Source organism: endosymbiont of Riftia pachyptila (vent Ph05) (assembly GCF_000224455.1).
Classification (GTDB): domain Bacteria; phylum Pseudomonadota; class Gammaproteobacteria; order Chromatiales; family Chromatiaceae; genus Endoriftia; species Endoriftia persephonae.
Genome location: NZ_AFOC01000040.1, coordinates 1 through 21603 on the forward strand (window position 1 = coordinate 1; position 21603 = coordinate 21603).

General features: G+C 60.1%; 22 protein-coding genes and 1 pseudogene. 11 read left to right on the plus strand and 12 right to left on the minus strand.

Annotated features, from left to right (window positions below; genetic code table 11):
• Positions 1 to 352: 352 nt before the first annotated feature.
• The gene (apbC, locus tag RIFP1SYM_RS07805; protein WP_006474308.1) at positions 353 to 1444 is read left to right on the plus strand and encodes an iron-sulfur cluster carrier protein ApbC; all 1092 of its coding nucleotides are present in this window, start codon (positions 353 to 355) and stop codon (positions 1442 to 1444) included.
• Between the two features lie 412 nt (positions 1445 to 1856).
• Here the strand turns inward: apbC and RIFP1SYM_RS07810 are convergent, their stop codons facing one another.
• The 3 genes and pseudogenes from RIFP1SYM_RS07810 to RIFP1SYM_RS07815 form a co-directional block, all read right to left on the minus strand.
• A complete protein-coding gene (locus RIFP1SYM_RS07810) occupies positions 1857 to 2624 on the minus strand; it encodes an HD-GYP domain-containing protein (protein ID WP_420855216.1) in 768 nt (255 codons plus the stop codon).
• A 42-nt stretch (positions 2625 to 2666) separates the two neighbouring features.
• Positions 2667 to 3011: pseudogene (locus tag RIFP1SYM_RS19005) on the minus strand (response regulator); the annotation flags it as partial.
• Positions 3012 to 3110: 99 nt separating this feature from the next.
• Complete coding sequence (locus RIFP1SYM_RS07815; protein WP_005961607.1) at positions 3111 to 5693, minus strand: bifunctional diguanylate cyclase/phosphodiesterase; 2583 nt, start codon at positions 5691 to 5693, stop codon at positions 3111 to 3113.
• Between RIFP1SYM_RS07815 and dcd the strand changes: the two genes are divergently transcribed.
• On the plus strand, positions 5641 to 6207 hold the full coding sequence (gene dcd / locus RIFP1SYM_RS07820; RefSeq protein ID WP_005961609.1) for a dCTP deaminase: 567 nt from the start codon (positions 5641 to 5643) through the stop codon (positions 6205 to 6207). The two genes, RIFP1SYM_RS07815 and dcd, sit on opposite strands and share 53 nt — an antisense overlap.
• Positions 6208 to 6213: 6 nt before the next feature.
• Here the strand turns inward: dcd and RIFP1SYM_RS07825 are convergent, their stop codons facing one another.
• Genes RIFP1SYM_RS07825 through purM form a run of 3 tightly spaced genes read right to left on the minus strand, consistent with a single transcriptional unit; the run spans position 6214 to position 8678 of the window.
• Positions 6214 to 6945, minus strand: a complete 732-nt coding sequence (locus RIFP1SYM_RS07825; protein ID WP_005961613.1) for a DUF3108 domain-containing protein — start codon at positions 6943 to 6945, stop codon at positions 6214 to 6216.
• Between the two features lie 3 nt (positions 6946 to 6948).
• On the minus strand, positions 6949 to 7620 hold the full coding sequence (purN, locus tag RIFP1SYM_RS07830) for a phosphoribosylglycinamide formyltransferase (RefSeq protein WP_006474305.1): 672 nt from the start codon (positions 7618 to 7620) through the stop codon (positions 6949 to 6951).
• Positions 7617 to 8678, minus strand: coding sequence for a phosphoribosylformylglycinamidine cyclo-ligase (gene purM, locus RIFP1SYM_RS07835; RefSeq protein WP_005961617.1), 1062 nt, complete (start codon positions 8676 to 8678; stop codon positions 7617 to 7619). The genes purN and purM overlap by 4 nt, the downstream gene beginning before the upstream one ends.
• A 151-nt stretch (positions 8679 to 8829) precedes the next feature.
• Here purM and RIFP1SYM_RS07840 point away from each other — a divergent pair, with 151 nt between their 5' ends.
• Positions 8830 to 9960: a DUF2066 domain-containing protein gene (locus RIFP1SYM_RS07840; protein ID WP_240991609.1), complete on the plus strand. Its 1131-nt coding sequence runs from the start codon at positions 8830 to 8832 to the stop codon at positions 9958 to 9960.
• Between the two features lie 237 nt (positions 9961 to 10197).
• Positions 10198 to 10752, plus strand: coding sequence for a CDP-alcohol phosphatidyltransferase family protein (locus tag RIFP1SYM_RS07845; protein WP_005961621.1), 555 nt, complete (start codon positions 10198 to 10200; stop codon positions 10750 to 10752).
• A 26-nt stretch (positions 10753 to 10778) separates the two neighbouring features.
• On the opposite strand, the gene hda is transcribed toward RIFP1SYM_RS07845, so the two are convergent.
• From hda to arsC, 3 genes are read right to left on the minus strand one after another with little or no spacing between them, the layout of a single operon-like run.
• Positions 10779 to 11462, minus strand: coding sequence for a DnaA regulatory inactivator Hda (gene hda / locus RIFP1SYM_RS07850; protein ID WP_005961623.1), 684 nt, complete (start codon positions 11460 to 11462; stop codon positions 10779 to 10781).
• 7 nt (positions 11463 to 11469) lie between these two features.
• Complete coding sequence (wrbA, locus tag RIFP1SYM_RS07855; RefSeq protein ID WP_005961625.1) at positions 11470 to 12069, minus strand: NAD(P)H:quinone oxidoreductase; 600 nt, start codon at positions 12067 to 12069, stop codon at positions 11470 to 11472.
• A 1-nt stretch (position 12070) separates the two neighbouring features.
• Complete coding sequence (gene arsC / locus RIFP1SYM_RS07860; protein WP_006474302.1) at positions 12071 to 12418, minus strand: arsenate reductase (glutaredoxin); 348 nt, start codon at positions 12416 to 12418, stop codon at positions 12071 to 12073.
• A gap of 146 nt (positions 12419 to 12564) precedes the next feature.
• Between arsC and RIFP1SYM_RS07865 the strand changes: the two genes are divergently transcribed.
• Complete coding sequence (locus RIFP1SYM_RS07865) at positions 12565 to 13797, plus strand: virulence factor BrkB family protein (RefSeq protein ID WP_005961629.1); 1233 nt, start codon at positions 12565 to 12567, stop codon at positions 13795 to 13797.
• A gap of 13 nt (positions 13798 to 13810) precedes the next feature.
• Here RIFP1SYM_RS07865 and RIFP1SYM_RS07870 read toward each other — a convergent pair whose 3' ends face one another.
• Positions 13811 to 15385, minus strand: a complete 1575-nt coding sequence (locus RIFP1SYM_RS07870; protein WP_240992058.1) for a flavoprotein — start codon at positions 15383 to 15385, stop codon at positions 13811 to 13813.
• Between the two features lie 225 nt (positions 15386 to 15610).
• Here RIFP1SYM_RS07870 and RIFP1SYM_RS07875 point away from each other — a divergent pair, with 225 nt between their 5' ends.
• Genes RIFP1SYM_RS07875 through RIFP1SYM_RS07895 form a run of 5 tightly spaced genes read left to right on the plus strand, consistent with a single transcriptional unit; the run spans position 15611 to position 18999 of the window.
• Positions 15611 to 16078 carry a TlpA disulfide reductase family protein gene (locus RIFP1SYM_RS07875; RefSeq protein WP_006474299.1) on the plus strand — a complete coding sequence of 156 codons (468 nt, stop codon included), beginning with the start codon at positions 15611 to 15613 and terminating at the stop codon, positions 16076 to 16078.
• Between the two features lie 9 nt (positions 16079 to 16087).
• Positions 16088 to 16627 (plus strand): thioredoxin family protein, encoded by a 540-nt coding sequence (locus RIFP1SYM_RS07880; protein ID WP_005961635.1) that lies wholly within the window; start codon positions 16088 to 16090, stop codon positions 16625 to 16627.
• Positions 16624 to 17940 (plus strand): TolC family protein, encoded by a 1317-nt coding sequence (locus RIFP1SYM_RS07885; protein WP_005961637.1) that lies wholly within the window; start codon positions 16624 to 16626, stop codon positions 17938 to 17940. Before RIFP1SYM_RS07880 ends, RIFP1SYM_RS07885 begins: the two co-directional genes overlap by 4 nt.
• Positions 17937 to 18713, plus strand: coding sequence for an efflux RND transporter periplasmic adaptor subunit (locus RIFP1SYM_RS07890; protein WP_005961639.1), 777 nt, complete (start codon positions 17937 to 17939; stop codon positions 18711 to 18713). Before RIFP1SYM_RS07885 ends, RIFP1SYM_RS07890 begins: the two co-directional genes overlap by 4 nt.
• Positions 18703 to 18999: an acylphosphatase gene (locus RIFP1SYM_RS07895; protein ID WP_005961641.1), complete on the plus strand. Its 297-nt coding sequence runs from the start codon at positions 18703 to 18705 to the stop codon at positions 18997 to 18999. Before RIFP1SYM_RS07890 ends, RIFP1SYM_RS07895 begins: the two co-directional genes overlap by 11 nt.
• Before the next feature lie 31 nt (positions 19000 to 19030).
• Here the strand turns inward: RIFP1SYM_RS07895 and RIFP1SYM_RS17440 are convergent, their stop codons facing one another.
• A complete protein-coding gene (locus RIFP1SYM_RS17440; RefSeq protein WP_139042095.1) occupies positions 19031 to 19837 on the minus strand; it encodes a hypothetical protein in 807 nt (268 codons plus the stop codon).
• A 176-nt stretch (positions 19838 to 20013) separates the two neighbouring features.
• Between RIFP1SYM_RS17440 and sfsA the strand changes: the two genes are divergently transcribed.
• A complete protein-coding gene (gene sfsA, locus RIFP1SYM_RS07900) occupies positions 20014 to 20724 on the plus strand; it encodes a DNA/RNA nuclease SfsA (RefSeq protein WP_039960024.1) in 711 nt (236 codons plus the stop codon).
• Here the strand turns inward: sfsA and cpdA are convergent.
• Positions 20721 to 21560, minus strand: a complete 840-nt coding sequence (cpdA, locus tag RIFP1SYM_RS07905; RefSeq protein WP_006474295.1) for a 3',5'-cyclic-AMP phosphodiesterase — start codon at positions 21558 to 21560, stop codon at positions 20721 to 20723. The two genes, sfsA and cpdA, sit on opposite strands and share 4 nt — an antisense overlap.
• Between the last annotated feature and the right edge of the window lie 43 nt (positions 21561 to 21603).

The following is a 21603-nucleotide window of genomic DNA, read 5'->3' on the forward strand; positions in this document are numbered from 1 at the left end:
ACGCACTCCAAATCGTAGCGTCGACCCAATGAGCGGCGGATGCCCGCGAGCAGGCCGGGGTCATCGTCGACGATCAGGATCCTTTGCGTCATGTCTTGCATATCTGTATTAACGGTGTTTCTGAGCGCATCTTTAAAAGATTGGCCGGCAGAGGTAGTTTGACCCGCAGGGGTTGCCGCCATCTTCTGAGGTTTTCTGCGGGTCTTGGCAGACGCTCCGGTCAGTCGCTTATGGGATAAAACCCAGCAAATTACTTGGTAACTTTTTCCGATAATGGTGTAGAATCTGCCGCCATCCCAATTTCTTTGAATAGTCCGGGCGCTCTGGTCGCTCGGTGGTAGGAGTAACAGCGATGTCAGAAGTGACGCAAGATCAGATCAACGAGGCGATCAAGGGTTATCTTGAGCCCCACCTGAACAAAGACCTAGTGAGCGCCAAGGCGGTGAAGAGCATCGCTGTGGATGGCGACAAGGTCAAGATCTCCGTGGAGCTGGGCTTCCCGGCGAAGGGGTGTGTCGGTGATATCGAAACCGCTGTGAAGGCACAGGTTGAGGCGCTGGAGGGCGTTGCCACCGCCGAGGTCGAGGTGACCTGGAAGGTGGTGGCCCACTCGGTGCAGAAGGCGCTGAAACCGATCGACAACATCAAGAACATCATCGCCGTTGCCTCTGGCAAAGGCGGTGTCGGTAAGTCCACCACCGCCGTTAACCTGGCGCTGGCGCTGGTCGAAGAGGGCGCCACGGTGGGTGTGCTCGATGCCGACATCTATGGTCCCTCCCAGCCGCGCATGCTGGGTATCGAGGGTAAGCCGGATTCCAAGGACGGCAAGAGCCTGGAGCCGATGACCGGTCACGGCGTGCAGGCGATGTCGATCGGTTTCCTAATCGACGAGGAGACGCCGATGATCTGGCGCGGCCCGATGGTCACCCAGGCGCTGGAGCAGCTGCTCAACGATACCAATTGGGACGCCCTTGACTACCTGGTGATCGATCTGCCCCCGGGCACCGGTGACACCCAGCTGACCCTGGCGCAGAAGGTACCGGTCTCCGGCGCGGTGATCGTTACCACCCCCCAGGATATCGCCCTACTCGACGCCCGCAAGGGTCTGAAGATGTTCGAGAAGGTGGAGGTGCCTGTGCTTGGCATCGTGGAGAACATGAGCACCCACATCTGCTCAAAGTGCGGCCATGAGGAGCACATCTTCGGCGAAGGCGGCGGCCAGAGCATGTCGGATCAGTACCACGTGGATCTGCTAGGTGCGCTGCCGCTGGATACCCGCATCCGTGCCGAGACCGACAGCGGCCAGCCCACTGTGGTGGCCGATCCCGAGGCGCGCATCTCCCAGATCTACCGCGAGATCGCCCGCAAGACGGCGGCCAAGCTCTCGCTGCAGGCCAAGGACTATGCGGCCAAGTTCCCCAACATCGTGATTCAAAATAACTAAGGTTGTTCGAAAAGCCCCCCGCGCAATGCGGGGGTTTTAGTTGAGGGGCTTCTTACATGGCCTCGTACCTTGGGTCCAGCATCCGTAGGTTTCCCAGAACTCCAAGCGCGGTTCGTCCGAAGACTGTTTCTCGTAAGCCACTGCGAACGGCTTGGTGCTGAGCTCCTTGCGTTTGAACAGACCAATATCCCCTATTTCCTTCCCTCGAAACAGAGGATGGGGAGGGTGCGACGTTTTGCGTAAGTCTGCCCTTGTGGCAAAGCGAACCTGAAGCTAAAAACAAATAGGTGGAAGATTCTGAGGTGACAGGTCGCCGGGAGCTGAGATCTCTACGCACTCGTCCTGTCGTCCCTATGGAATGAGCAAGTTCAGCGGCGCGAGGAACAAGCGTTCATTGGAGAACCTTGTTGGGCTACTCCCTGACGTTCACCACCCGATAGGGTCCATGGATGACGTCGTTGTGTTCCGCCGCGATCAGGCGCAGCAGGATCGGCTGGCTTAGCTCCTGGCCTCGGGCGACCAGCATGGTGCCGGCCTGGGTGCGGATATTCTGATCCAGAATCATGCCAGAGTGCAGCTTGGCCAGGGGCAGATGCATGATCTCCACCTGCTTGTTGCTGCCCTCACCGGCGGCCAGGGCCTCTACCAGGGCCGGTGCGTAGCGGGTGGGCTCGTCTTTTAGCTCGGTCAGGGACTGATCCTCATCCATACCAGCAGTGATCCGTTTGTCATAGGCAATGGCGACCTTCAGCAGATGGCTACCAAGGGTGATTTTATCCTCCTGAGAGAGGTGCTTGCCGATCTTCTCCATCTCATCCTCCGCCTCCTGATGGGCTACGATGGCCGCCACAGTCTCCAGCCGGGGGATGTGCTGTAGTAGGCGGCTGCCGATCTCCGGATGAGTTTTGTAGAGAGCTGCCTCCTTGGTGGTGAGCGGAACGTTGCTGGCGACCTTTTCCAGGATCTCGCGGGGGATGGTGATATGCCCGATCTGAGAGAGCAGCGCGGCCAGCTCAAAATGCCAGGTGTCTTGCAGTCCCAGGCTCTTGAGCATGGTGTCGACGTGGCGTTTGATGCGGGAGGCCTGACTGAAGGAGTCGGGATCGACCAGGCTGAGGATGTCGGTGAGCAGGTTCACTGCCCCCTTCAGGGTCTTATTCAGCAGCGTTTTTTCCATCATCACCAGCCGGTAGTGCTGGATGCCGTCGATTATCGCCTCGTAGAGTTCGGGGACCTCCACCGGTTTGTTGAGAAAACGGGAGATGTGGCCCTGGTTGATGGCGCCCAGGGCCACCTCCAGGTTGGCGTTGCCAGTGAGCATGATGCGAACGGTGTTGGGGGCGGCTACCCGGACCCTGGTGAGCAGTTCTACGCCATCCATATTGGGCATCTGCATGTCCGAGACCACCACTGCAAAGGGGCCGTCGTCCTGGATCGCCTGCAGTGCATCACCGCCGCTGACAGCGGTGACCAAGTTCAATCTTTTGCGAAACTGGCGGCGGAATGAGTCCAGCAGGTTGCGATCATCATCGACGAGTAACACTTTCTCCGGAAGTTTTGGGGCCATATTTTACCTCGGTGAACGGTCTCTGAGGTCGTTACTCAGGGTCTGTCACCTTATCGGCCTCTGGAATTGATTCCTTGAGCCAAGCTTACGAACAGTCTGCTAGTCGGTCTTTTCTGCCTTCATCGCCTGCAATAATTGTGTGAAGTCTTTGGCCGATAGGGGGCGGCTGAACAGGAAGCCCTGCAGTTCGTCGCAGCCGATGGTGCGCAGGAACCCAGCCTGGGATTCATTCTCGACCCCTTCGGCAATCACCTTTATGTTGAGGCTGTGGCCCAAAGCGACCACGGCGCGGCAGATTGCTTCGTCTTCGGAATCGACGCTGATGTCCCGCACCAGGGAGCGATTGATCTTGAGGCAGTTGACCGGCAGCTGTTTGAGTTTGGCGAGGGAGGAGTAGCCGGTGCCAAAGCCATCGATCGCTAGCATCACTCCCAATTCCCGCAGACCATGCAGGACGTCAATTGCCGTGTCTGGCCGTTGCATGAAGTTGTGTTCGGTGATCTCCAGCTCCAGCCGAGTCGGGTCCATACGCGTGTGTTGCAGGATCTGGGGCAGCTGCTGTCCGAGGCAGGTGGAGGAGATCTGCCCCCGGGAGAGATTGACTGCCATGCGAATCCCAGGCAGGCCTGTCTGCTGCCAAGTGACCGTCTGTATGCAGGCATGTTCCAGAACCCAGCGGCCCACGTCCTCGATCAATCCGGTCTCCTCCAGAATCGGGATGAACTGCTCCGGGGAGATTAGTCCCCGTTGTGGATGGCGCCAGCGCAGCAGGGCCTCGCTGCCGACAATGCAACCGCTGTTGGCCTCCACTTGGGGCTGGTAGAAGAGTTCGAACTCCTCCCGCTCCAGAGCGCGACGCAGCTGGCTCTCCAGGGTATGGCGTTCTTGTACATGGCGGGTCATGCTTGGGGTATAGAAGGCGTAGCGGTGGCGTCCCTCTTCCTTGGCCCGGTACATGGCGATGTCGGCGTTGCGCAGCAGGGCCTCCCGCTCGATGGCGTCGTCTGGGTAGAGGCTGATGCCGATGCTGGTGGTGATGAACGCCTCTTTTCCACCGAGGCTGAAGGGCTGATCCAGCGCGTCGATCAGGACCTGGGCCAGATTGGCGATCTCTGAGGTGCCTCCGGGCTGATCCAGGATCACCACGAACTCGTCCCCGCCGAGGCGAGCCAGTGTATCCTGCTGTCGGATTCGGCCGTTAAGACGCTGGGCGACTTCGATCAGCAGCTGATCGCCCAGGGCATGGCCGAGGGAGTCGTTGATGTTTTTGAAGCGGTCCAGGTCGAGGAACATCAAGGCGATAGAGTGTATGTTGCGCCGGGCCTGATCGATCAGGTGCTCCAGACGGGCATTGAGTAGCAATCGATTGGGCAGGCGGGTCAGGGGGTCGTGGTGGGCCAGATGGAACAGCTGGCGCTCCGACTCCTTGATGCTGCTGATGTCGGTGAATACCGCCACGTAGTTCTGGATCTCTCCCGCATCGTCGGCGATCTGGCTGATACTCAGCCACTCCGGGTAAACCTCGCCGTCCTTGCGCCGGTTCCAGATCTCTCCCTGCCAGTGACCGGTCTGTTTTAACTCGTTCCACATCGCCTGATAGAACGATTCGTCGTGCCGGCCAGAGCGCAGGATGCGTGGATTGCATCCCCGGGTTTCCTGCGCCGTATAACCGGTGATCACACAAAAGGCGCTGTTCACGTCGAGGATATTGCCTCGGGCATCGGTGATCATCATCCCCTCTGAGGAGTTTTCCACAGCGGTGCTCCACTGCAACAGGCGTTCCTTGCGTTCCTCGTTGCGCAGGGTGATGCCGGCGAGCCAAGAGGCCGTCTCCAGCAGGCGGGTTTGAAAGGCGTCAGGGGTCCTNTCCTCCAGTGAGGTGATGGCGAAAGTGCCGCGGACCTCCAGCTGCACAGAGAGGATCGGGAACGACCAGCAGGAACCGATCTGGAACATGTCAGCCGCCTCCCGCAGGCCGTCCCAGCGGACGTCTCCGGGTACGTTGTCGATGAACACCGGTTTCCCCGAGAGGGCTGCATTACCGCAGGAGCCCATGGTCTCTCCCGGCTTGATGCCATCGAAATAGGGCAGTGCCTGGGGTGGGAAAGAGGGGCTGGAGGCGACCCTGAGCAGACCGCTCTCGGGGTTGAGCAACATCACCGAGGCTAGTGAGTGTGGCACGATGGCCTCGATAAGCTGGCAGAGCTGATTCAGGATGGTGACACTCTCCAAGCCGCTGGCAATCGACTCCAGTATCCTCCGCTGCAGCTCCAGCAGGTTATCCAACTGATCGGTTTCTGTCTGCTGATCGACGTTTACACCGGTGGCTGGATCGGTTGGAGGCACTCGGTTTTTTGCGGGCGGCTGCTTCATCGGGTGATTGTCCGGTCTGGGTGGAGGGGCGCCGGGAGCAGAAATTACTATAAAAGCAGCACAATGAAGGTTGTTGATCAACCTTCTGATTCGTATGTGAATGGTGTGTCTGGGAGATGTGTTCCTGTCGTGAGCTGCTGGTTTCTGGGGATAATCGAGGGTGGTCGGGCGTAACTGCCAGCCAGGTTTGGCGCTGCGGGGTCGGGCTGTGTATGATGCGCTCTTTATATTGCAGGCGCCTGAGTAGTCTGAGCTGATGAGTATCAAATCCGACAGTTGGATCCGCCGCATGGCGGCCGAGCATGGCATGATCGAACCCTTCGAGCCCCAGCAGGTGCGTGAGGGATCTGCTGGGCGGGTGATCTCCTACGGCACCTCCAGCTATGGCTACGATATCCGTTGTGCCGGCGAGTTCAAGATCTTCACCAACATCAACTCGGCGGTGGTTGATCCGAAGAACTTTGATGCCAACAGCTTTGTCGATGTGAAATCCGACGTCTGCATCATCCCCCCAAACTCCTTTGCCCTGGCACGTACCGTGGAGTATCTGCGCATCCCGCGCAATGTGCTCACCATCTGCCTCGGCAAGTCGACCTATGCCCGCTGCGGCATCATCGTCAACGTCACCCCGCTCGAGCCCGACTGGGAGGGGCATGTGACTCTGGAGTTCTCCAACACCACGCCGCTGCCGGCGAAGATCTATGCCAACGAAGGTGTGGCGCAGATCCTCTTCTTTGAATCCGATGAGATCTGTGAGACTTCCTACAAGGATCGTGGCGGCAAGTATCAGGGGCAGCAGGGTGTGACTCTACCCCGACCCTGAAGCTTCTCACGGGGCGCTGACCAATGTCTCTAACTCCATCAGATACTCGGCCCCACCCTGACTGCGCAAGATGCGTACCGGCAGGTGATCGATTGTGGGGGCAAACCAAATGGTGGAGTCGATCTTACCCGACCCTTTACGCCGCTCCACCCGCAGGCAGTCAAGTGTCCCGGCGACCGTTTTGATCCGCTCCCTGCCACGCAACTGGAAGTAGTAGTCTTTGAGCCGGCCGCCGTCTGCTACCCGGTAGTGCATCTCCGATTTGCCCTGCGCCAGGTCGAGTCGTACCGCCAATTGCTGGCTGAATTTGTCCTGGGTGCCTGTTTCGATCAGCTGTCGCCAGCGGCTGTCACCGGTAGAGGTGGTGACCTGGCGTTTCTGCCAGTCGAACTGCAGCTTGATCTGCTTCTTCTCGTCACTATGACGACGTAGGTAGTGGTAGCGCTGCGGGATCACCTGACCCTGCTCGAAGTGTCCCTCGCTGCGCTCCTCCACCTGCTGCGGATGTAGCCAGCTGAACAGGCCGGTGTGTTCGGAGTCGGCGCGATAGCGGTAGTTGCCGCTGGAGTCGAAGCGCAGCGAGAGTTTCAGTCGCCCCAGGGTGATGCCCTGGCGACTGATGCTGTAGTGAGCTTCGAACGACTGTAGCCCGGCAGGTTGACTGTAGGCTGTTGGTGAGATGAGCGACAGCAGAACGGCGAGCAGGCAGGGCAGGTGAAGCCGGCCGCTGTCGCGCATCGCTCAGCTGATCTCCTGCTCGGGGGTGAAGGTCAGCGGTTGGGTTAGTGGTGTGCCATCAAGCTCGACCTTGCCTCGGTCGCTGAGCCGCAGTCGCCCCTCGGCAAACAGGCGGATCGCCAGCGGGTAGATTTGATGCTCTTTTTGCAGCACCCGCGCGGCCAAGCTCGCCTCGTCATCATCTGCCGCCACTGGCAGCTGAGCCTGTACGATCAGCGGGCCGCCGTCCAACTCCTCGGTGACAAAGTGGACGCTGCAGCCGTGCAGCTGCTCGCCGGCATCCAGCACCCGCTGGTGGGTGTGCAGGCCGCGGTAGTCTGGCAGCAGTGAGGGGTGGATGTTGAGCAGGCGTCCGGCATAGTGGCGCACGAATGCCGGGCTCAGGATGCGCATGAAACCGGCCAGCATCACTAGATCGGGGCGGTAGCGATCGATCAGCTCGATCAGCGCCTGATCGTACTGCTCACGTTCGGCGTAGTCAGTGTGTTCCAGCACGGCGGTGGCGATGCCCGCTGCGGTGGCCCGCTCAAGCCCCTGGGCATCGGCGCGGTTGCTGATCACCGCACACAGCTCGATCGGCAGGCTGGTGCCGGCGGCGTCGATGATCGCCTGCAGATTACTGCCGCGCCCTGAGATCAGGGCCACCACACGCGTCGGTTTGTCTGCCTGCTTCACGGCTCGCGGATCTCGACCATTGGTTCGCCATCGTGGGCCTCGATGCGGCCGATCTGCCACGCCTGCTCACCCGCCGCCTGCAACAGTTCGATGGCCGCGTCGGCCTGATCCGCAGGCAGGCAGACAACCATTCCGACGCCGCAGTTGAAGGTGCGGTACATCTCGCTCTCCGCCACCTTGCCCTGCTCCTGCAGCCAACGAAACACGGGGGGGATCTGCCAACTACCAGCGTCAATCACTGCCTTGCTGCCCTCCGGCAGCACCCGCGGCAGGTTCTCCGGCAGGCCGCCGCCGGTGATGTGGGCCAGGGCATGCACATCGCAATTATCGAACAACTCCAGCAGGGGTTTGACGTAGATGCGGGTGGGGGTGAGCAGGGCCTCGCCGAGGCTGGTCTCGCCCATTGGCTGGGAGAGGTCGGCGCCGCTTACCTCGATGACCTTGCGGATCAGCGAGTAGCCGTTGGAGTGGGGGCCGGAGGAGGCAAGTGCGATCAGGCTGTCGCCGGGGCGGACCCGCTCGGCGGTGATCAGTTTGCTCTTCTCCACTACACCGACACAGAAACCGGCTAGATCGTAGTCGCCCTCGCCATACATGCCCGGCATCTCTGCTGTTTCGCCGCCGGAGAGCGCTGCGCCGGCTAGCTTGCAGCCTTGGGCGATGCCGCGCACCACCTCGGTGGCGGTATCCACGTCCAGCTTGCCGGTAGCGTAGTAGTCGAGAAAGAACAGCGGCTCGGCACCGGCCACCACGATGTCGTTGGCGCACATTGCCACTAGATCGATGCCGATGGTGTCGTGCTTGTTGAGCGCCAGCGCCAGCTTTAGTTTGGTACCGACGCCGTCGGTGCCGGAGACCAGCACCGGCTCCCTGTAGCGATCCAGCGGCAGCTCGAACAGCGCACCAAAGCCGCCCAGGCCGCTCAATACGCCGGGCCGGAAGGTCTGTTTGACGATCGGTTTGATCTGTTCCACCAGGCTGTTGCCGGCATCGATATCGACGCCCGCATCCCGGTAGCTGAGGCCGCTTTCAGACGGCTTGTTGGACTCGTGTTCCACGCTCTGGCTCCGCTGCTGCAGGGGGGATTGAATGGCGGGGGATTCTAGCAGATATTGGCTTGTGCGGCGCGGGTTTAGACAGCTACTGCGCTGCAGGCTAGAATCCGGCTCAGTCCCTGGCTGGGGAGAAAAGAGATTGGGGAATAGAGAGATGATGAGCTGGCATAGCGTTTGGGTTCTGCTTTTGCTGTCGGCGCTGCTGCCGGGGCAGGTGTTCGCCGAACGGGTCGAGGGTATCTATGAAGCCGAAGTGCCGGTAGCCGGGCAGAGTGCCGCAGTGCGCTCAGCGGGGATCCGCGAGGCCTTCGCCCGCATGTTGGTGAAAGCCACCGGTGAGCGGGAGCTGCTCGTCTTCGATTGGTTCAACAGCGTACAGAAGCGCGCGCCGCGCTATGTGCAGCAGTATCGTTACCGTATGTTGCCGCCTCCGCCGACTGGTGAGGCCGCGGCGCAGCCTGTCGCCGAGGGGGCCGCCGCGCAGCCGGACCGGCTGCTGTGGGTGCGTTTCGATGAGCGGGCGGTGAACCGGCTGCTACGGGACAATGGATTGCCCGCCTGGGGTAGCGAACGCCCCTCCACCCTGGTCTGGCTCTCTTTCGATAATGGCCGGCAACGTACGCTCTATCAGCCGGAAATGGAGCCCGAGCTGCGCGAATCGATGCAGGTGGTGGCGCAGCAGCGGGGTCTGCCGTTGCTGGTGCCTCTGATGGATCTGGAGGACCAGACGGCGATCCAGAGCAGCGATATCTGGGGGCTGTTCGAACAGAACATCCGCAGCGCCTCAGAGCGCTACCTCCCTGATGTGGTGCTGGTTGGACGGTTGCGTCGCCTGGCAGCCAACAGTTGGAGTGCCGACTGGACCCTCTACGATGCCGAGGGTGCCAGCAGCTGGCAGGCGGATGGCGCCAACCGGCAGCAGCTGGCGCAACAGGGTGTGGAGCAGGCGGGCAATCTGCTGGTGGCCCGGTTTGCCCCGAAAGCCGGCGCCCTGGATGCGGGCACCCTGCGTATTCGTATCGCTGGTGTTGAACGTCTCGCCGACTATGTACTGGTGCGTGACTATCTCAAAACCTTGGTGATGATCGAACAGCTCGATCTGCTGCAGGCGGAGCCCGATCGGGTCAGCTTCCTTGCCCGGGTGCAGGGCGGACGTGAGGCGTTGCGGCGTGGTATTCGCCTGGGCGGGGTGTTGGAGCCGGTGGTCGTTGAGGCGCCGTTGGCTGAGAGTGCGGCTACGGCGCTGAGCCTGGATCAGCAGAGTCTGGAATATCGGTTGCGTTAGGGAGCCTCTGAATGAATCTGGGCGAGCAGAATTGTGAGGCCAAATTTTTCGCTGTAAGGCGGAAATCGCAGGGCCGCTCAACGATATCCTATCTCCGCGATACTTGCACATCCCTGTGCGGCGTAATAGCGAGTCCATTGCCAAGATTTTGCTCGCAGGAAATGCCCTTGGTGTAACGCAGCAGCGGGGGATTTTGGCCGCAAGGCTGCCGCCCATGATTCGTTCAGAGGCTCCCTCGTGAAAGCCCGGGATATCCCCAATCTGATCAGTTTTCTGCGCATCCTGATGACCGTTCCGGTGGTCTGGCTGCTGTTTGTGCGGGAGTTTGGCGTCGCTCTGATGCTGTTTGCGGTGGCCGGTATCTCCGACGGGCTGGACGGCTTTCTTGCCAAGCAGTTTGGCTGGCAGAGTCGGCTCGGCGGCCTGCTCGATCCGCTTGCCGACAAGGCGTTGCTGATGAGCTCGTTTCTGGTGTTGGGGGCGCTCGACCTATTGCCAGTGTGGCTGGTGATGGCGGTGATCTTCCGCGATCTGCTAATCATGGGGGGCGGGCTCTACTACCATTTCCTCGTCGAGGATCTGCAGGCTGACCCGAGTCTGATCAGCAAGCTGAACACCCTGCTGCAGATCCTGCTGGTGCTGGCGACGGTGACCAACGCCGGTCCATTGGCACTGCCGCCACTGTTGCTGGCGGTGCTGATCTGGAGCACCCTCGCCACCACCCTGGCCAGCGGCATAGGCTATGTCTGGGTCTGGACCCGCAAGGCACAACGCAAAGGGTGGCACGTCTAACAGTCGGCTAAACACTAGGGAGCCGTTCAGAGCTTGAGGATCTCCCGTACAAACGGGATGGTCAGGCGGCGCTGTGCCGCCAGCGAGGCTTGGTCGAGCTGCTCCAGTCGCTGCAGGATCGAACGAGTGTCACGGGGGATACGCTGCAGCAGAAACTGTGCGATTTCCGGCTTCAGGTCGAGGCCACGTTTGGCGGCGCCGAGGATCAATAGTTGCAGGCGACTTGCGTCGTCGGGCGGGGTCAGATGATAGCAGGGTCCCCAGGTGAGGCGTGAGGCGAGGTCGGGCAGTTCGATCGGCAGATAGGCGGGTGAGACGCTGGCGCTGACCAGCAGTCGTCCGCTGTTCTCCCGCAGCCGGTTGAAGAGGTTGAACAGGGCCATCTCCCACCCTGTATCCCCCGCCAGTCTATCCAGATCGTCGATGCAGACCAGTTCGAGCAGCTCCATGCCGTCAAGCATCTCGGGGGCAAAGCTGCTGATCTCCTGCAGTGGAATGTAGGCGCTGCTGTCGCCCTGCTCTTGTTGCGCCCGGCAGGCCGCCTGCAGCAGGTGGCTCTTGCCGACGGCCGCTTCGCCCCAGAGATAGATGAACGGGTCGTTTGCAGAGCGCAGGCTGCTGACCGCTTCGGCGTTGTTTCCCGCGACATAGCCATCAAAATCGACGGTGTTGTGGAAACCGATGCCGAGGGGCAGTTGCAGCGCGCTCATGGGTGGGTCAGCGACTGCCTTTCAGGCAGTTTGCGGTCTCTGCGAGACGTCTGCCGAGGGCCCGGCAGAGGCTTTTCTCTTCGTCGCTGAGGGGCAATTTGCTGTCGCTGCCGGCGAGGTGGCTGGGGCCGTAGGGGGTGCCGCCGGTGCGGGTGTGCAGCAGTTCGGTCTCGCTGTAGGGCAGGCCGAGCAGCAGCATGCCGTGGTGCATCAACGGCAGCATCATCGACAGCAGGGTGCTCTCTTGGCCGCCGTGCATGGAGGAGGTGGAGGTGAAGACACCGGCGGGTTTGCCGATTAGGCTGCCACTCATCCAGAGCCGGCTGGTGGAGTCGAGAAAGTACTTCATCGGCGCCGCCATGTTGCCGAAGCGGGTGGGGCTGCCTAGCGCGAGTCCGTCGCAGCCCTCCAGGTCGGCCGCGCTGACATAGGGGGCGCCGCTGTCGGGGATGGTGTCGGCCACCGCTTCGCATTCGGTGGAGACTTCGGGCACGCTGCGCAGCCGGGCGCTGGCGCCGGCGATCTCCTCGACGCCGCGGGCGATCTGTTGCGCCATGCTGGCGGTGGCGCCGTGACGGCTGTAGTAGAGAATCAGGATCTCACTCATCTCAGAGGATCTCCAGTATCAGCTCGGGAGGACGGCCGATGGCGGCCTTGCCATCTTTGATGACGATGGGGCGTTCGATCAGCTTGGGGTGGGTGAGCATGGCGTCGATCAGCTGTTCCCGGCTGAGGCCCTCGTCGGCCAGCTTGAGCTCCTTGTACTCCGCCTCCTTTTTGCGCATCAGCTCACGCGGTTGCAGGCCGAGCATGTCGAGGATCTGCTCCAGCTGCTCGCGGCTAGGCGGAGTCTTCAGATACTCGATCACCTCAGCGGTTTCGCCCTTCTCTTCCAGCAGTTGCAGGGTCAGGCGACATTTGCTGCAGCGGGGATTGTAATAGATCTCGAGGCTCATGCGGTTCTCCTTCCGATTGGGCACGGCATTCTAGCAATTCTGCCGCAGGGGGCCGTGAGTTTTTACCGCGGATTCTAACAGCTTGGCTGTTTGCCTCCAGAAGCGATGTGGCATACTGGCGCCGCCGCGATTGAGGAAGGAAGGCCATGACCCGGGATATCTCTGCAGAGGCGAGACGTTATCTGGATCTGCTGCGTCAGTTCAGCTCGCTGCTGTTTCACCATTTTGCGAAGGATGGCGGGATTCAGAACACGGCGGCCCTGACCTATACCACGTTGCTCTCTCTGGTGCCGCTAATGACGGTGATGCTGGCGCTCTTCTCCGCCTTTCCTGGTTCGGAGAAGGCGGCGTCGGAGATCGAGAACTTTGTCTTCCAGAATTTTGTGCCGGCGGCGGGGGAGATCGTCCAGGAGCATCTGAGAAACTTCAGTCAGAAGGCGGGACGGCTCTCCGGGGTTGGTTTTGGTTTTCTGTTTGTCGTCGCGCTGATGTTGATGGCGAACATTGACAAGGCATTCAATACCATCTGGCACGTGCGCAAGAAGCGCAAGCCGATTGCGACCTTCCTGGTCTACTGGGCGATCCTCTCGCTAGGGCCGATCCTGATTGTGGTGAGCGTGGGTGTTACCTCCTATCTGGTCTCCCTGCCGATCTTCATCGAGGATGCGACGGTGGTGCAGCTGCGCACCCGGCTGCTGGGGGTGATGCCGGTGCTGATCTCGGCACTGGCCTTCACCCTGCTCTATGCGCTGGTGCCAAACCGCAACGTACCGTTGCGCCACGCTTTTGCCGGCGGCGTGCTGGCAGCGCTGCTGTTCGAGACGGCGAAGCGTGGCTTCGCTCTCTATGTCACCCAGTTTCCCACCTATGAGGCGATTTACGGGGCGATGGCGGCGATCCCGATCTTTCTGATCTGGATCTGGCTCTCCTGGCTGGTGACCCTGTTGGGGGCGGAGTTTACCTACTGCTTGGGGATCTATCGGCACAATTGGCGTGAGAAGTTCTACTCGAGGGGAGCCAGTTTTCTGCTTGCATTTCGTTTGATCGGTTATCTGCGTGAGGTCCAGCAGGAAGGGGGGCAACTGAGTACCGCGGAGCTGACTGAGCGTGAGCCGGAGGCGGGAGAGGAGCGGATCGAGGCGGCGCTGAAGGCGCTGCAGGCAGCGCACTTGGTGTTGCGCAGCGAGGATAGGGGGTGGGCGCTGGCGCGGGACCTGAGAGAGACCTCGCTGCTCGAACTCTATCACGCCGATCACTTTGTGTTGCCGACAGCCGGTGATGTGGAGACCGAATCCCCCCGTTTGGCGGAGTTGCTTGCCTCACTGGATCAAGATCTCATCAGTAAGCTGCAGCAGCCGCTGGACGATCTCTATGCGTGAGCCCCATGGGGCGTCAAGTATCCTTCAGGCGATAGCGGGCAAAACCTGGGGTCGCCTCGGCCAATTGCATCGGCACGATCACTGGATCGGGGGTCTGCTCATCCACCCGGTACCCCTGGTCCAGCTCGAGAGAGTTGCGTGAGACGATCACCGACCCCCGATGCTTATGTCCTCGGTCAATGAAAAGTGCGCGTCGTCCTGGCTGCTCTTCTTTGCCTTTGTTCGGAGTGCGCAGAGTGATCGGGCTGACATGGCCGCGGATGAATTGCACACCCAGTTCCAGCGAGCTGTTGCCCTTGCGCATGGCGCGGCGCACCACGCCGATGCGCCAGTCAGAACTGTTCTCATCCTCGCTGGCAGTGATCAGCAGTAGTTGCCCCACCTGGGGGGATGAACTCTGCGAGAGCTGCAGCTGTAGTGCTACGCCGCTGGCGCTCTGGTCCACCTGCATGCATTCGAAGCTCTTGTGTTGCGGTGCGTAGTCCGCCCCTAGATTGCCATTGAGGATCACCGAGAAGCTGGAGTCGCTGGAGGATTCGTTCTGGATCGCCAGGGTCTGCAGATAATGGTGGATGCTGGTGACGCCAAGTGCGATCGCCACCCGGCGCGGTCGGTTTTGCCGGTCTGCCCCGCGCTGTTGCTGAATGTGCCACGACTTGAGTATGCGCCGCAGGATCAGGATCGCCTCCTCCGGAGGTAGGTGCTGCAGCCCTGGAGGTGGTTCCTCACCATTCATGGCGATCTTTTGCTGCGCCCTGTGGATGCGCTTGCTGACCGAAGTGAGGCTGAAGCGGCGATAGCGTCTCGGATCGAGGTTGGGGCTGGTATCCGGGTCGAAGGGGCGGGATGGTTCCATACCCGACATGTCGATGACAAATCGTCCCGCAGCGTCACCTGTGGCGGTTACGGAGCCGAACTTCGCCTTGCCGGCATACTGGTTGAGGAAGTCGAAACAGATACGCGCCTCACCCGGCTCCAGATGACAGGGGTCAAGCAGTGAGACGAGGATGATGCGTTTGGTCTGATGGCTGATGGTCGAGGTCTCGTCACCTGCCTGGTCATGGTCGTCGATGATTTCGTTATGCAGATTCTGCTGCTCTGCCAGGGCATAGAGTTTGAGCACCTCGCTTAACGACTTGCGGGAGCGACAGTCATAGCCTTCGAAGGCGACAAACTGTTCCAGCGCAAGGAATTTCAGGGCGTAGAAGATACTGTGCAGCAGACGTTTGCGCTGTTTCAACCAGGAGCGATTGTTGAGGCATTCGTTGATGATGTGTTTGTAGCCGTAGGCCATCTCCGTCAGCAGACGGCGGATCTGCAGTATGTCTGGTGCACCCCTTTTGCCGATTGGAATACGGCACAACCGGGTGCTGGGCATGCGGTAGATCTCCATCAGCTCTGCACGATCCTTGACTCTGTCGGGATGACGGTTGAGCAGGCTCAGATTGGCGATGACAAATTCTGCAACCCGTTCCGGGCTGGCATAGGGGAGGGATGCAACCCACTGTCGCAGCTGCCCAGGGTGAGTCTCAACCAGCGGACTCTGTGTCGAGTCAGGGGCCGGGACAGAGAACAGTGTCTGATCCATCAGGTCAGCACGATTATTGAAAAGACTGAACATAGCGAATAAAAGGTAACTATCCTGGTTTGCACCTTGATTCTCTCTAGTGTTCGGCGCTCCAGTGCCGAACTTGAGTTTCGTGTCCGTTGGATGAAATTGAAATCCAGCGAATTAATGCCGAGAATGAGTGTCACACATTGGGTGCCAGGAATATCAGGACCGAGTCCGCATGTTTTGGGGGAATTTGGGAAAATGAGTGCAAAGCTCTTCACAACTTTGCTGATTACCGTGCTGTTTACGAATCTCGTTCTGGCAGATGGTGTCGATTTCGAGCTGCCTGGGCTGGATGGCAAGCAGCATCGCCTCTCCGACTACCGCGGCAAATGGGTGCTGGTCAACTACTGGGCGACCTGGTGTCCTCCCTGCCGGGAGGAGTTGCCCGAACTTGAGGTTTTTCACAACAATCACAAGGACAAAGACGCGGTGGTGCTCGGTGTCGATATGGAACGGATCGACAAGAAGCGTCTGCGACGTTTTGTTGATGACCAATTTCTGAGTTATCCGATCCTGATGCAGAAGCCCACACCGCATACGGCTCTGGGTAAGGTGCCGGGGTTGCCTACCTCCTATCTGATCTCCCCTCAGGGCGAGGTGGTGGCGCGTCAGGTCGGGCAGATCTCCGCTTCCGACATCGAGAACTTTATCGACAAAAACAATTGAGGCTGAGCGATGCTGAATCCTCGTCTGCTCTGGTTGCTGTTCTGGCTGTTGATTGCGGCAGACAGCGCCGCCGCTACCCGTGATCCGGGCGAGCACTTTTTCGATCAGTCACTGGGTGATTTCAGCGAAGAGTTGGAGACGGCCCGGGAAGAGGGTAAGAAGGGCATTCTGATCATGTTCGAGATGGACGAGTGCCCCTTCTGCCACCGTATGAAACAGCGGGTACTGAACCAGGCGGCGGTACAGGACTACTTCAAGCAGCACTTTCTGATCTTCAGTGTCGATATCGAAGGCGATGTGGAGATCACTGATTTCAATGGGAAACGGGTCACGGAGAAGGAGTTTGCCTTCAAGCAGTTCCGCGTTCGTGCGACCCCGGTGTTTGGCTTTTTCGACCTCAATGGCAAGCTGATAACGCGCTTCACCGGCGCCAGCAAGGACTCGCAGGAGTTTCTCTGGCTGGGGGAGTTTGTGGTCAGCGGAGCCTATAAAGAGACCAACTTCCCACGCTACAAACGGCAGAAGCGCAAGGAACTCAGAGGACGGTGAGCGGGCGGTGGAATAGAGGCCGGCTGATCGCCGCACTGTTTGTCTTCCTGTGCGCTCCGTTCTCTCAGGCAGCTGAGCCGCTACCCACACCTCTGACACTGCGGCAGGCGCTGCTGCTGGCCGATGGCGAACATCCTCAACTTGAACAGCTGCAGGCGGCTCTGGCGATAGCCGAGGCCGCGTATGCTGGTGCCGAAGCCGATGACGACCTGACTGGCGGGGTAGAGGCGGCCCTGCGGGTCATCGAGCCTTCACCAAATTCCACCAATCAAGAGCACTATGACAGCTGGTTGAAGCTGCGCCTGAGCAAACGGCTCTATGACTTTGGACGAACCGAACAGAGCATCGCAGCGGCTGATGCGGCCCGTGAGGGGCGCGTCTGGGAGCTGCTGGAATTGCGCCAGCAGCGGCGTCTGCAGGTGATGGAGGCTTTTTTTGGGGTGCTGCTGGCTGACCTGAAGTACGCCAGGGAGAATGAGGCAATGTCGATCGCCTTTATCCGTTTTGACCGGGCGCAGAATCGCCAGCAGCTGGGCGAGACCTCCGATCTCGAGGTGCTGCGACTGCAGAGGCTGTTCGAGTTGAGCCGCCGGCGCGTGATCACCAGCCAGAACCGTCAGCGTATCACCCGCTCACAGCTAGCGATCAGTCTGAACCGTCCCGATGATCTGCCAGCAGAGCTGGAGTTTCCAACATTGGCCCTGGGGCGGGAGGCAGGCGAACTGGAGCCGTGGATCGAAAAGGTCTTGCAGGACAACCCAAGCCTGAAGGCAGTGCGCGCTGCGGTGAGTGCAGCAGAGCAGCAGTTGCACGCCGCGCAGGCTGCTGACAATCCGGTGATCCGCGGTGAGCTGGAGGCAGGGGCTTACCAACGGCAGTTGGGGGGGCGAAACGACATGAGTGCTGCGTTGGTGTTTGAGTTACCGCTGTTTAGCGCGTCGCGGGTAGATGCGGAAACGGCGCAGCGGCGGGCCGAGCTGCGCGAACGGCGTGCTGAACTTGCGCTGAAGCAGCTGGAGTTGCGACAGTCGGTGCTGGAGCTGTGGATGGAGCTGCAACAGCTTCAGGCGGAACGGATCGAGCTGGAGGTCACCAGCGACTATCGGGAACTCTACCTTGATCGGGCGCGCGCCCGCTATGAAATGGAGGTCTCCAGCGACTTGGGGGATTCGATGGTGCGGGAGTCGGACATCCGCCTGAAACAGGCGCAGAACGATTTCAATATTGCCCTGACCTGGGCAAAGCTTGATGCGCTGACGGGAGAGCTGCTGACAGATCAGGTGCCGGCCGAAGCGGCTGAGGGGGAGAGATGATGAAAAGGGTTCTGCTGACTGGCTGCCTGTTGTTGCTGGCAAGCAGTATGGTGCTCGCTTCAACCTTTGAGGGAAGGGTGGCGTGGCATAAACGACTCGAACTGAGCAGCCTGGTGAGTGGCCGGATCGCTCGCATCCCCGTGGTTCAGGGAGAGCAGGTGGCCCGTGGCACTCTACTGCTGGAGTTTGAGCAGCGGGCGATCGCGGCCCGCCTTCAGGCGGCCCGGGTCCGGCTGAAATCTGTCAGAGAGACGCGGCAAGAGGCACGCCGGGAGCTGGAACGCTCGCTGGAGCTCTATGAGCGCACCCTGCTCTCCGATCACGAAAAACAGCTGGATGAGATCGCCTTTGCCAAGGCTGAAGCCGCCTTCGCTCAGGCAGAGGCGGAGTTGGCGCAGGCTGAACTGGAGCAGGATTACAGTCGGCTGAAAGCGCCCTTTGATGCCCTGATTGTCGAGTTGCTGGTGCAGCCTGGGCAACTGGTAGTCAATCGCTTGGACACTGTGCCGTTGCTGGTGCTGGCTGCCAGCGGAGAGATGCAGGCAGTACTGCAGCTCGATCTGGAGCAGCTGCATGGCCTGCAGGTGGGAACGAGGGCCCGGGTGGTGGCTGCTCAGGGTGAGTATCCTGGTCGCATCGTTCGGATCGGCCTGGAACCGGTGAAAGGAGCGGGTGGTGAGCCGAAATATCCAGTGGAGGTGGTGTTCGGGTTGCCTGAAAAGGGAGGGCTGCGTGCCGGTATGCCAGTCAGAGTGATCTTCGATGAAAACTAGCGTCAATGAAAAGGGTAGGGTCGTCTGCTGCCGCTGTTATGTCTCCGGCCGGGTGCAGGGGGTGTTTTTCCGAGCTACGAGCCGCCGCGAGGCGGAGCGGCTGGGGCTGACCGGCTATGCCAAAAATCTGCTGGATGGGCGTGTCGAGGTGGTGGCCTGTGGCGATGCCGCGGCGGTTGATGCGTTGCGGGAATGGCTGCATCAGGGGCCACCCAGTGCCCAGGTCACTGCGGTGGTGTGTGAGACCCTGTTCGGCGAGGAGTACCGAGGCTTTTCTATCGGCTAGCGGCCTTTCGATCTAAGACGCCGGCTCCGCCCTACTGTGCGGAGACTGTCCCGTCGTTGGCTCTCGGCGGCGTTTCGAGGGGCCGGAATTTGGCAGGTTGACCGTTGACCATTGGAATCGATTCCATGCCGAATTGCCCAGGTATCTGCGGGTCTTGAGAGTAGCGGCCAATCGATGCGCTGGTAGAGGCAGGTTGTGCCTGAGTGAGTGGGCGCCAAGTGGGACTCGTTTGAGTCTGGTGAACGGGCGCTGGTGGTGTGTTGATGTTGGCGCTGGTGTCGTATTGGTTACTGCCGGGTTGTTGAGATAGTGCCTGACCCTGCTGGCTGTAGTCTTGGGGAGATGGATAGGTTGGCTGGGTGTACTGGGAAGGCGAGGTGTAACCGTAGCTCGATGCACTCCCATAGTCTTGCGGGTTGCTGTATCCAGGGGTATCGCCATATCCGTAGCCTAAAAACGGTGCCTGATAAGTCGGGGTGGTGCCGTAATTATTCCCACGATCGTATTGTGCGGGTGGTGCGTAGTAGCGATCGTTACGGCCGTAATCATCGCGCTGATTTGATGAACCGAACATGCGGTTCATCATATTCATCGGATTGATATGGATCCCTCTATCATCCTGGTTTGCAGAGCCATAATCGGAGCGCGGTGCGACGTAACCTGGGTTGCCGTAGAGAGACTGGGGTTGCCCACCGATCGGTTGTTGATAACTGTTGTAGGGGGCGTTGCTGGCGCCGGGAGCACTGTAGTATCCGCCTGGTGGAGTGTAATCGTCTGCTATCGCAGAGTTGAGGCCGATCAGGCCGCAGCAGGCGGACAACAACAGCGTTTGTTTCATCTTCTACTCCTTGTAAAACCATTGAGCGGGTTGTTCTCAGGCTAGGCTTACTATAAGCGCCAGTTGTGGCTGGTGCAAAGTCACTGCAGGGCTGTTTAGGCCGTTTAGGCAAGCCGCAGAATGTATCGGCAGGGTCCTCCTGTCTGTTTAAAAAATAGATCTGAAATGGAGTCGTGATGGAGTTGCCGCCACTGGTATCTGGTCGCATTGAGAAGCGTTACAAACGGTTTCTGGCCGACGTGGAGTTGGAGGATGGTCGGCAGGTAACCGCACACTGCCCCAATACCGGTAGCATGCTGGGGTGTTGGCGGCCAGGTGCTGCAGTGCAGTTGAGCCATAGTGACAACCCGCGGCGCAAACTGGAGTGGACCCTGGAGCGGGTCGAGATGGGGGGTGGCTGGATCGGTGTGCATACCGGGCGGACCAATCCGGTGATTGAGGAGGCGGTCAGGGCCGGTCTGATCGACTCCCTTGCCGGTTACGCAAGAGTGGAGCGGGAGCGTGTTTTCGAGGTTCCAGGAGAGCCCCGCTCCCGTTTCGATTTATTCCTCGCGCAGGGTCCGCGGGCGGATGCCTGGGTTGAGGTGAAGAATGTCACCCTGTTGGAGGGGGCGTCGCTTCTGTTTCCGGATGCAGTGACCGAGCGTGGCCGAAAACACCTGCGGATGCTGGCAGAGGCCTGTCGGCGGGGATACCGTGGCGTCATGGTGTATGCCATCAACCGGCCGGAAGGGACCGTTTTTTCACCCGCCGAGCAGATCGATCCGAACTATGCAGAAACCCTGCGCAGAGTGGTTGCTGAGGCTGGGGTGGAGTTGGTTGCGGTACGTATCGCACATGGAGTGCAGAGCATGTCTGTGGCAGAGACCGTGCCGATCGTCCTTTAGTAGCCGCCGGAACTGAGGTCGAGGCCAAGCGGCAAGGCCTGGAGTAGTCGGACCTCGGTGCGGATTTCGCCGCTCTCCAGCAGCACCATGGCCCGATAGCCTGGAGGCTTGCTGTCAATGCCAAACTTGTCTTGACCAGCGATGAACTGGATGCAGGTGGAGGGGGTGCCAATGAGCCGTATACCGCGATGTTTCGTATCAAACTCCTGATGGATGTGGCCAAACAGTACGGCGCGGACCTGTGAATGTTGCTCCAGCAGATGGAAAAGCGGCTCCGGGTTGACCAGCGCCATGGTATCCATCCAGGCACTGCCTACTGGCACCGGATGGTGGTGCATGGTGATCAAGGTGTGGTGTTTGGGATGGCGGTTGAGGGTCTCACTCAGCAGTTCAAGTTGGGCATCGTCCAGGTGTCCGCCTGGTTTGCCCGGGATGGTGGAGTCGAGAAAGATGATCGACCAGTTCCCACGCTGGAGGCTGGGCAGGCAGTAGAGAGGAGGCCTGTTCAGGTGTTCCTGCATCACCTTCGGAACGTCATGATTGCCCGGTAGACAGTAGACCGGGCAGCCAAAGGCCGACAGGCGCTCTGCGATGCGCTGATAGCCGGCTGCCGAGGCATCGTGAACCAAGTCTCCGGTGGCCAGCAGCAGATCGGGCGTGCTGAGCTGCTGCCGTGCAAGTGCGATGACCTGGTCGAGGCTGTCTTGCGTGTTGATACCAACCAAGCATCGATCCTGATCTGCATAAATATGGCTGTCACTCAGCTGGAGTAGCGTGATTGCGCCATCGGGCAGGTCGTCGAACAGCTTGCTATCATTCGTGGGCTCGGTACCCATAGCTATCAGTTTTTTGTCCCCCGCAAGAGCGTCTGCTGGTTTT

Bases quoted from the DNA above. Each gene is read 5' to 3' on its own strand.
- apbC (WP_006474308.1), top strand. From the start codon at position 353: ATGTCAGAAGTGACGCAAGATCAGATCAACGAGGCGATCAAGGGTTAT.
- RIFP1SYM_RS07810 (WP_420855216.1), bottom strand. From the start codon at position 2,624: ATGATGGAAAAAACGCTGCTGAATAAGACCCTGAAGGGGGCAGTGAAC.
- dcd (WP_005961609.1), top strand. From the start codon at position 5,641: ATGAGTATCAAATCCGACAGTTGGATCCGCCGCATGGCGGCCGAGCAT.
- RIFP1SYM_RS07825 (WP_005961613.1), bottom strand. From the start codon at position 6,945: ATGCGCGACAGCGGCCGGCTTCACCTGCCCTGCCTGCTCGCCGTTCTG.
- RIFP1SYM_RS07840 (WP_240991609.1), top strand. From the start codon at position 8,830: ATGATGAGCTGGCATAGCGTTTGGGTTCTGCTTTTGCTGTCGGCGCTG.
- hda (WP_005961623.1), bottom strand. From the start codon at position 11,462: ATGAGCGCGCTGCAACTGCCCCTCGGCATCGGTTTCCACAACACCGTC.
- wrbA (WP_005961625.1), bottom strand. From the start codon at position 12,069: ATGAGTGAGATCCTGATTCTCTACTACAGCCGTCACGGCGCCACCGCC.
- arsC (WP_006474302.1), bottom strand. From the start codon at position 12,418: ATGAGCCTCGAGATCTATTACAATCCCCGCTGCAGCAAATGTCGCCTG.
- RIFP1SYM_RS07865 (WP_005961629.1), top strand. From the start codon at position 12,565: ATGACCCGGGATATCTCTGCAGAGGCGAGACGTTATCTGGATCTGCTG.
- RIFP1SYM_RS07870 (WP_240992058.1), bottom strand. From the start codon at position 15,385: ATGGATCAGACACTGTTCTCTGTCCCGGCCCCTGACTCGACACAGAGT.
- RIFP1SYM_RS07875 (WP_006474299.1), top strand. From the start codon at position 15,611: ATGAGTGCAAAGCTCTTCACAACTTTGCTGATTACCGTGCTGTTTACG.
- RIFP1SYM_RS07880 (WP_005961635.1), top strand. From the start codon at position 16,088: ATGCTGAATCCTCGTCTGCTCTGGTTGCTGTTCTGGCTGTTGATTGCG.
- RIFP1SYM_RS07890 (WP_005961639.1), top strand. From the start codon at position 17,937: ATGATGAAAAGGGTTCTGCTGACTGGCTGCCTGTTGTTGCTGGCAAGC.
- RIFP1SYM_RS07895 (WP_005961641.1), top strand. From the start codon at position 18,703: ATGAAAACTAGCGTCAATGAAAAGGGTAGGGTCGTCTGCTGCCGCTGT.
- RIFP1SYM_RS17440 (WP_139042095.1), bottom strand. From the start codon at position 19,837: ATGAAACAAACGCTGTTGTTGTCCGCCTGCTGCGGCCTGATCGGCCTC.
- sfsA (WP_039960024.1), top strand. From the start codon at position 20,014: ATGGAGTTGCCGCCACTGGTATCTGGTCGCATTGAGAAGCGTTACAAA.
- cpdA (WP_006474295.1), bottom strand. From the start codon at position 21,560: ATGGGTACCGAGCCCACGAATGATAGCAAGCTGTTCGACGACCTGCCC.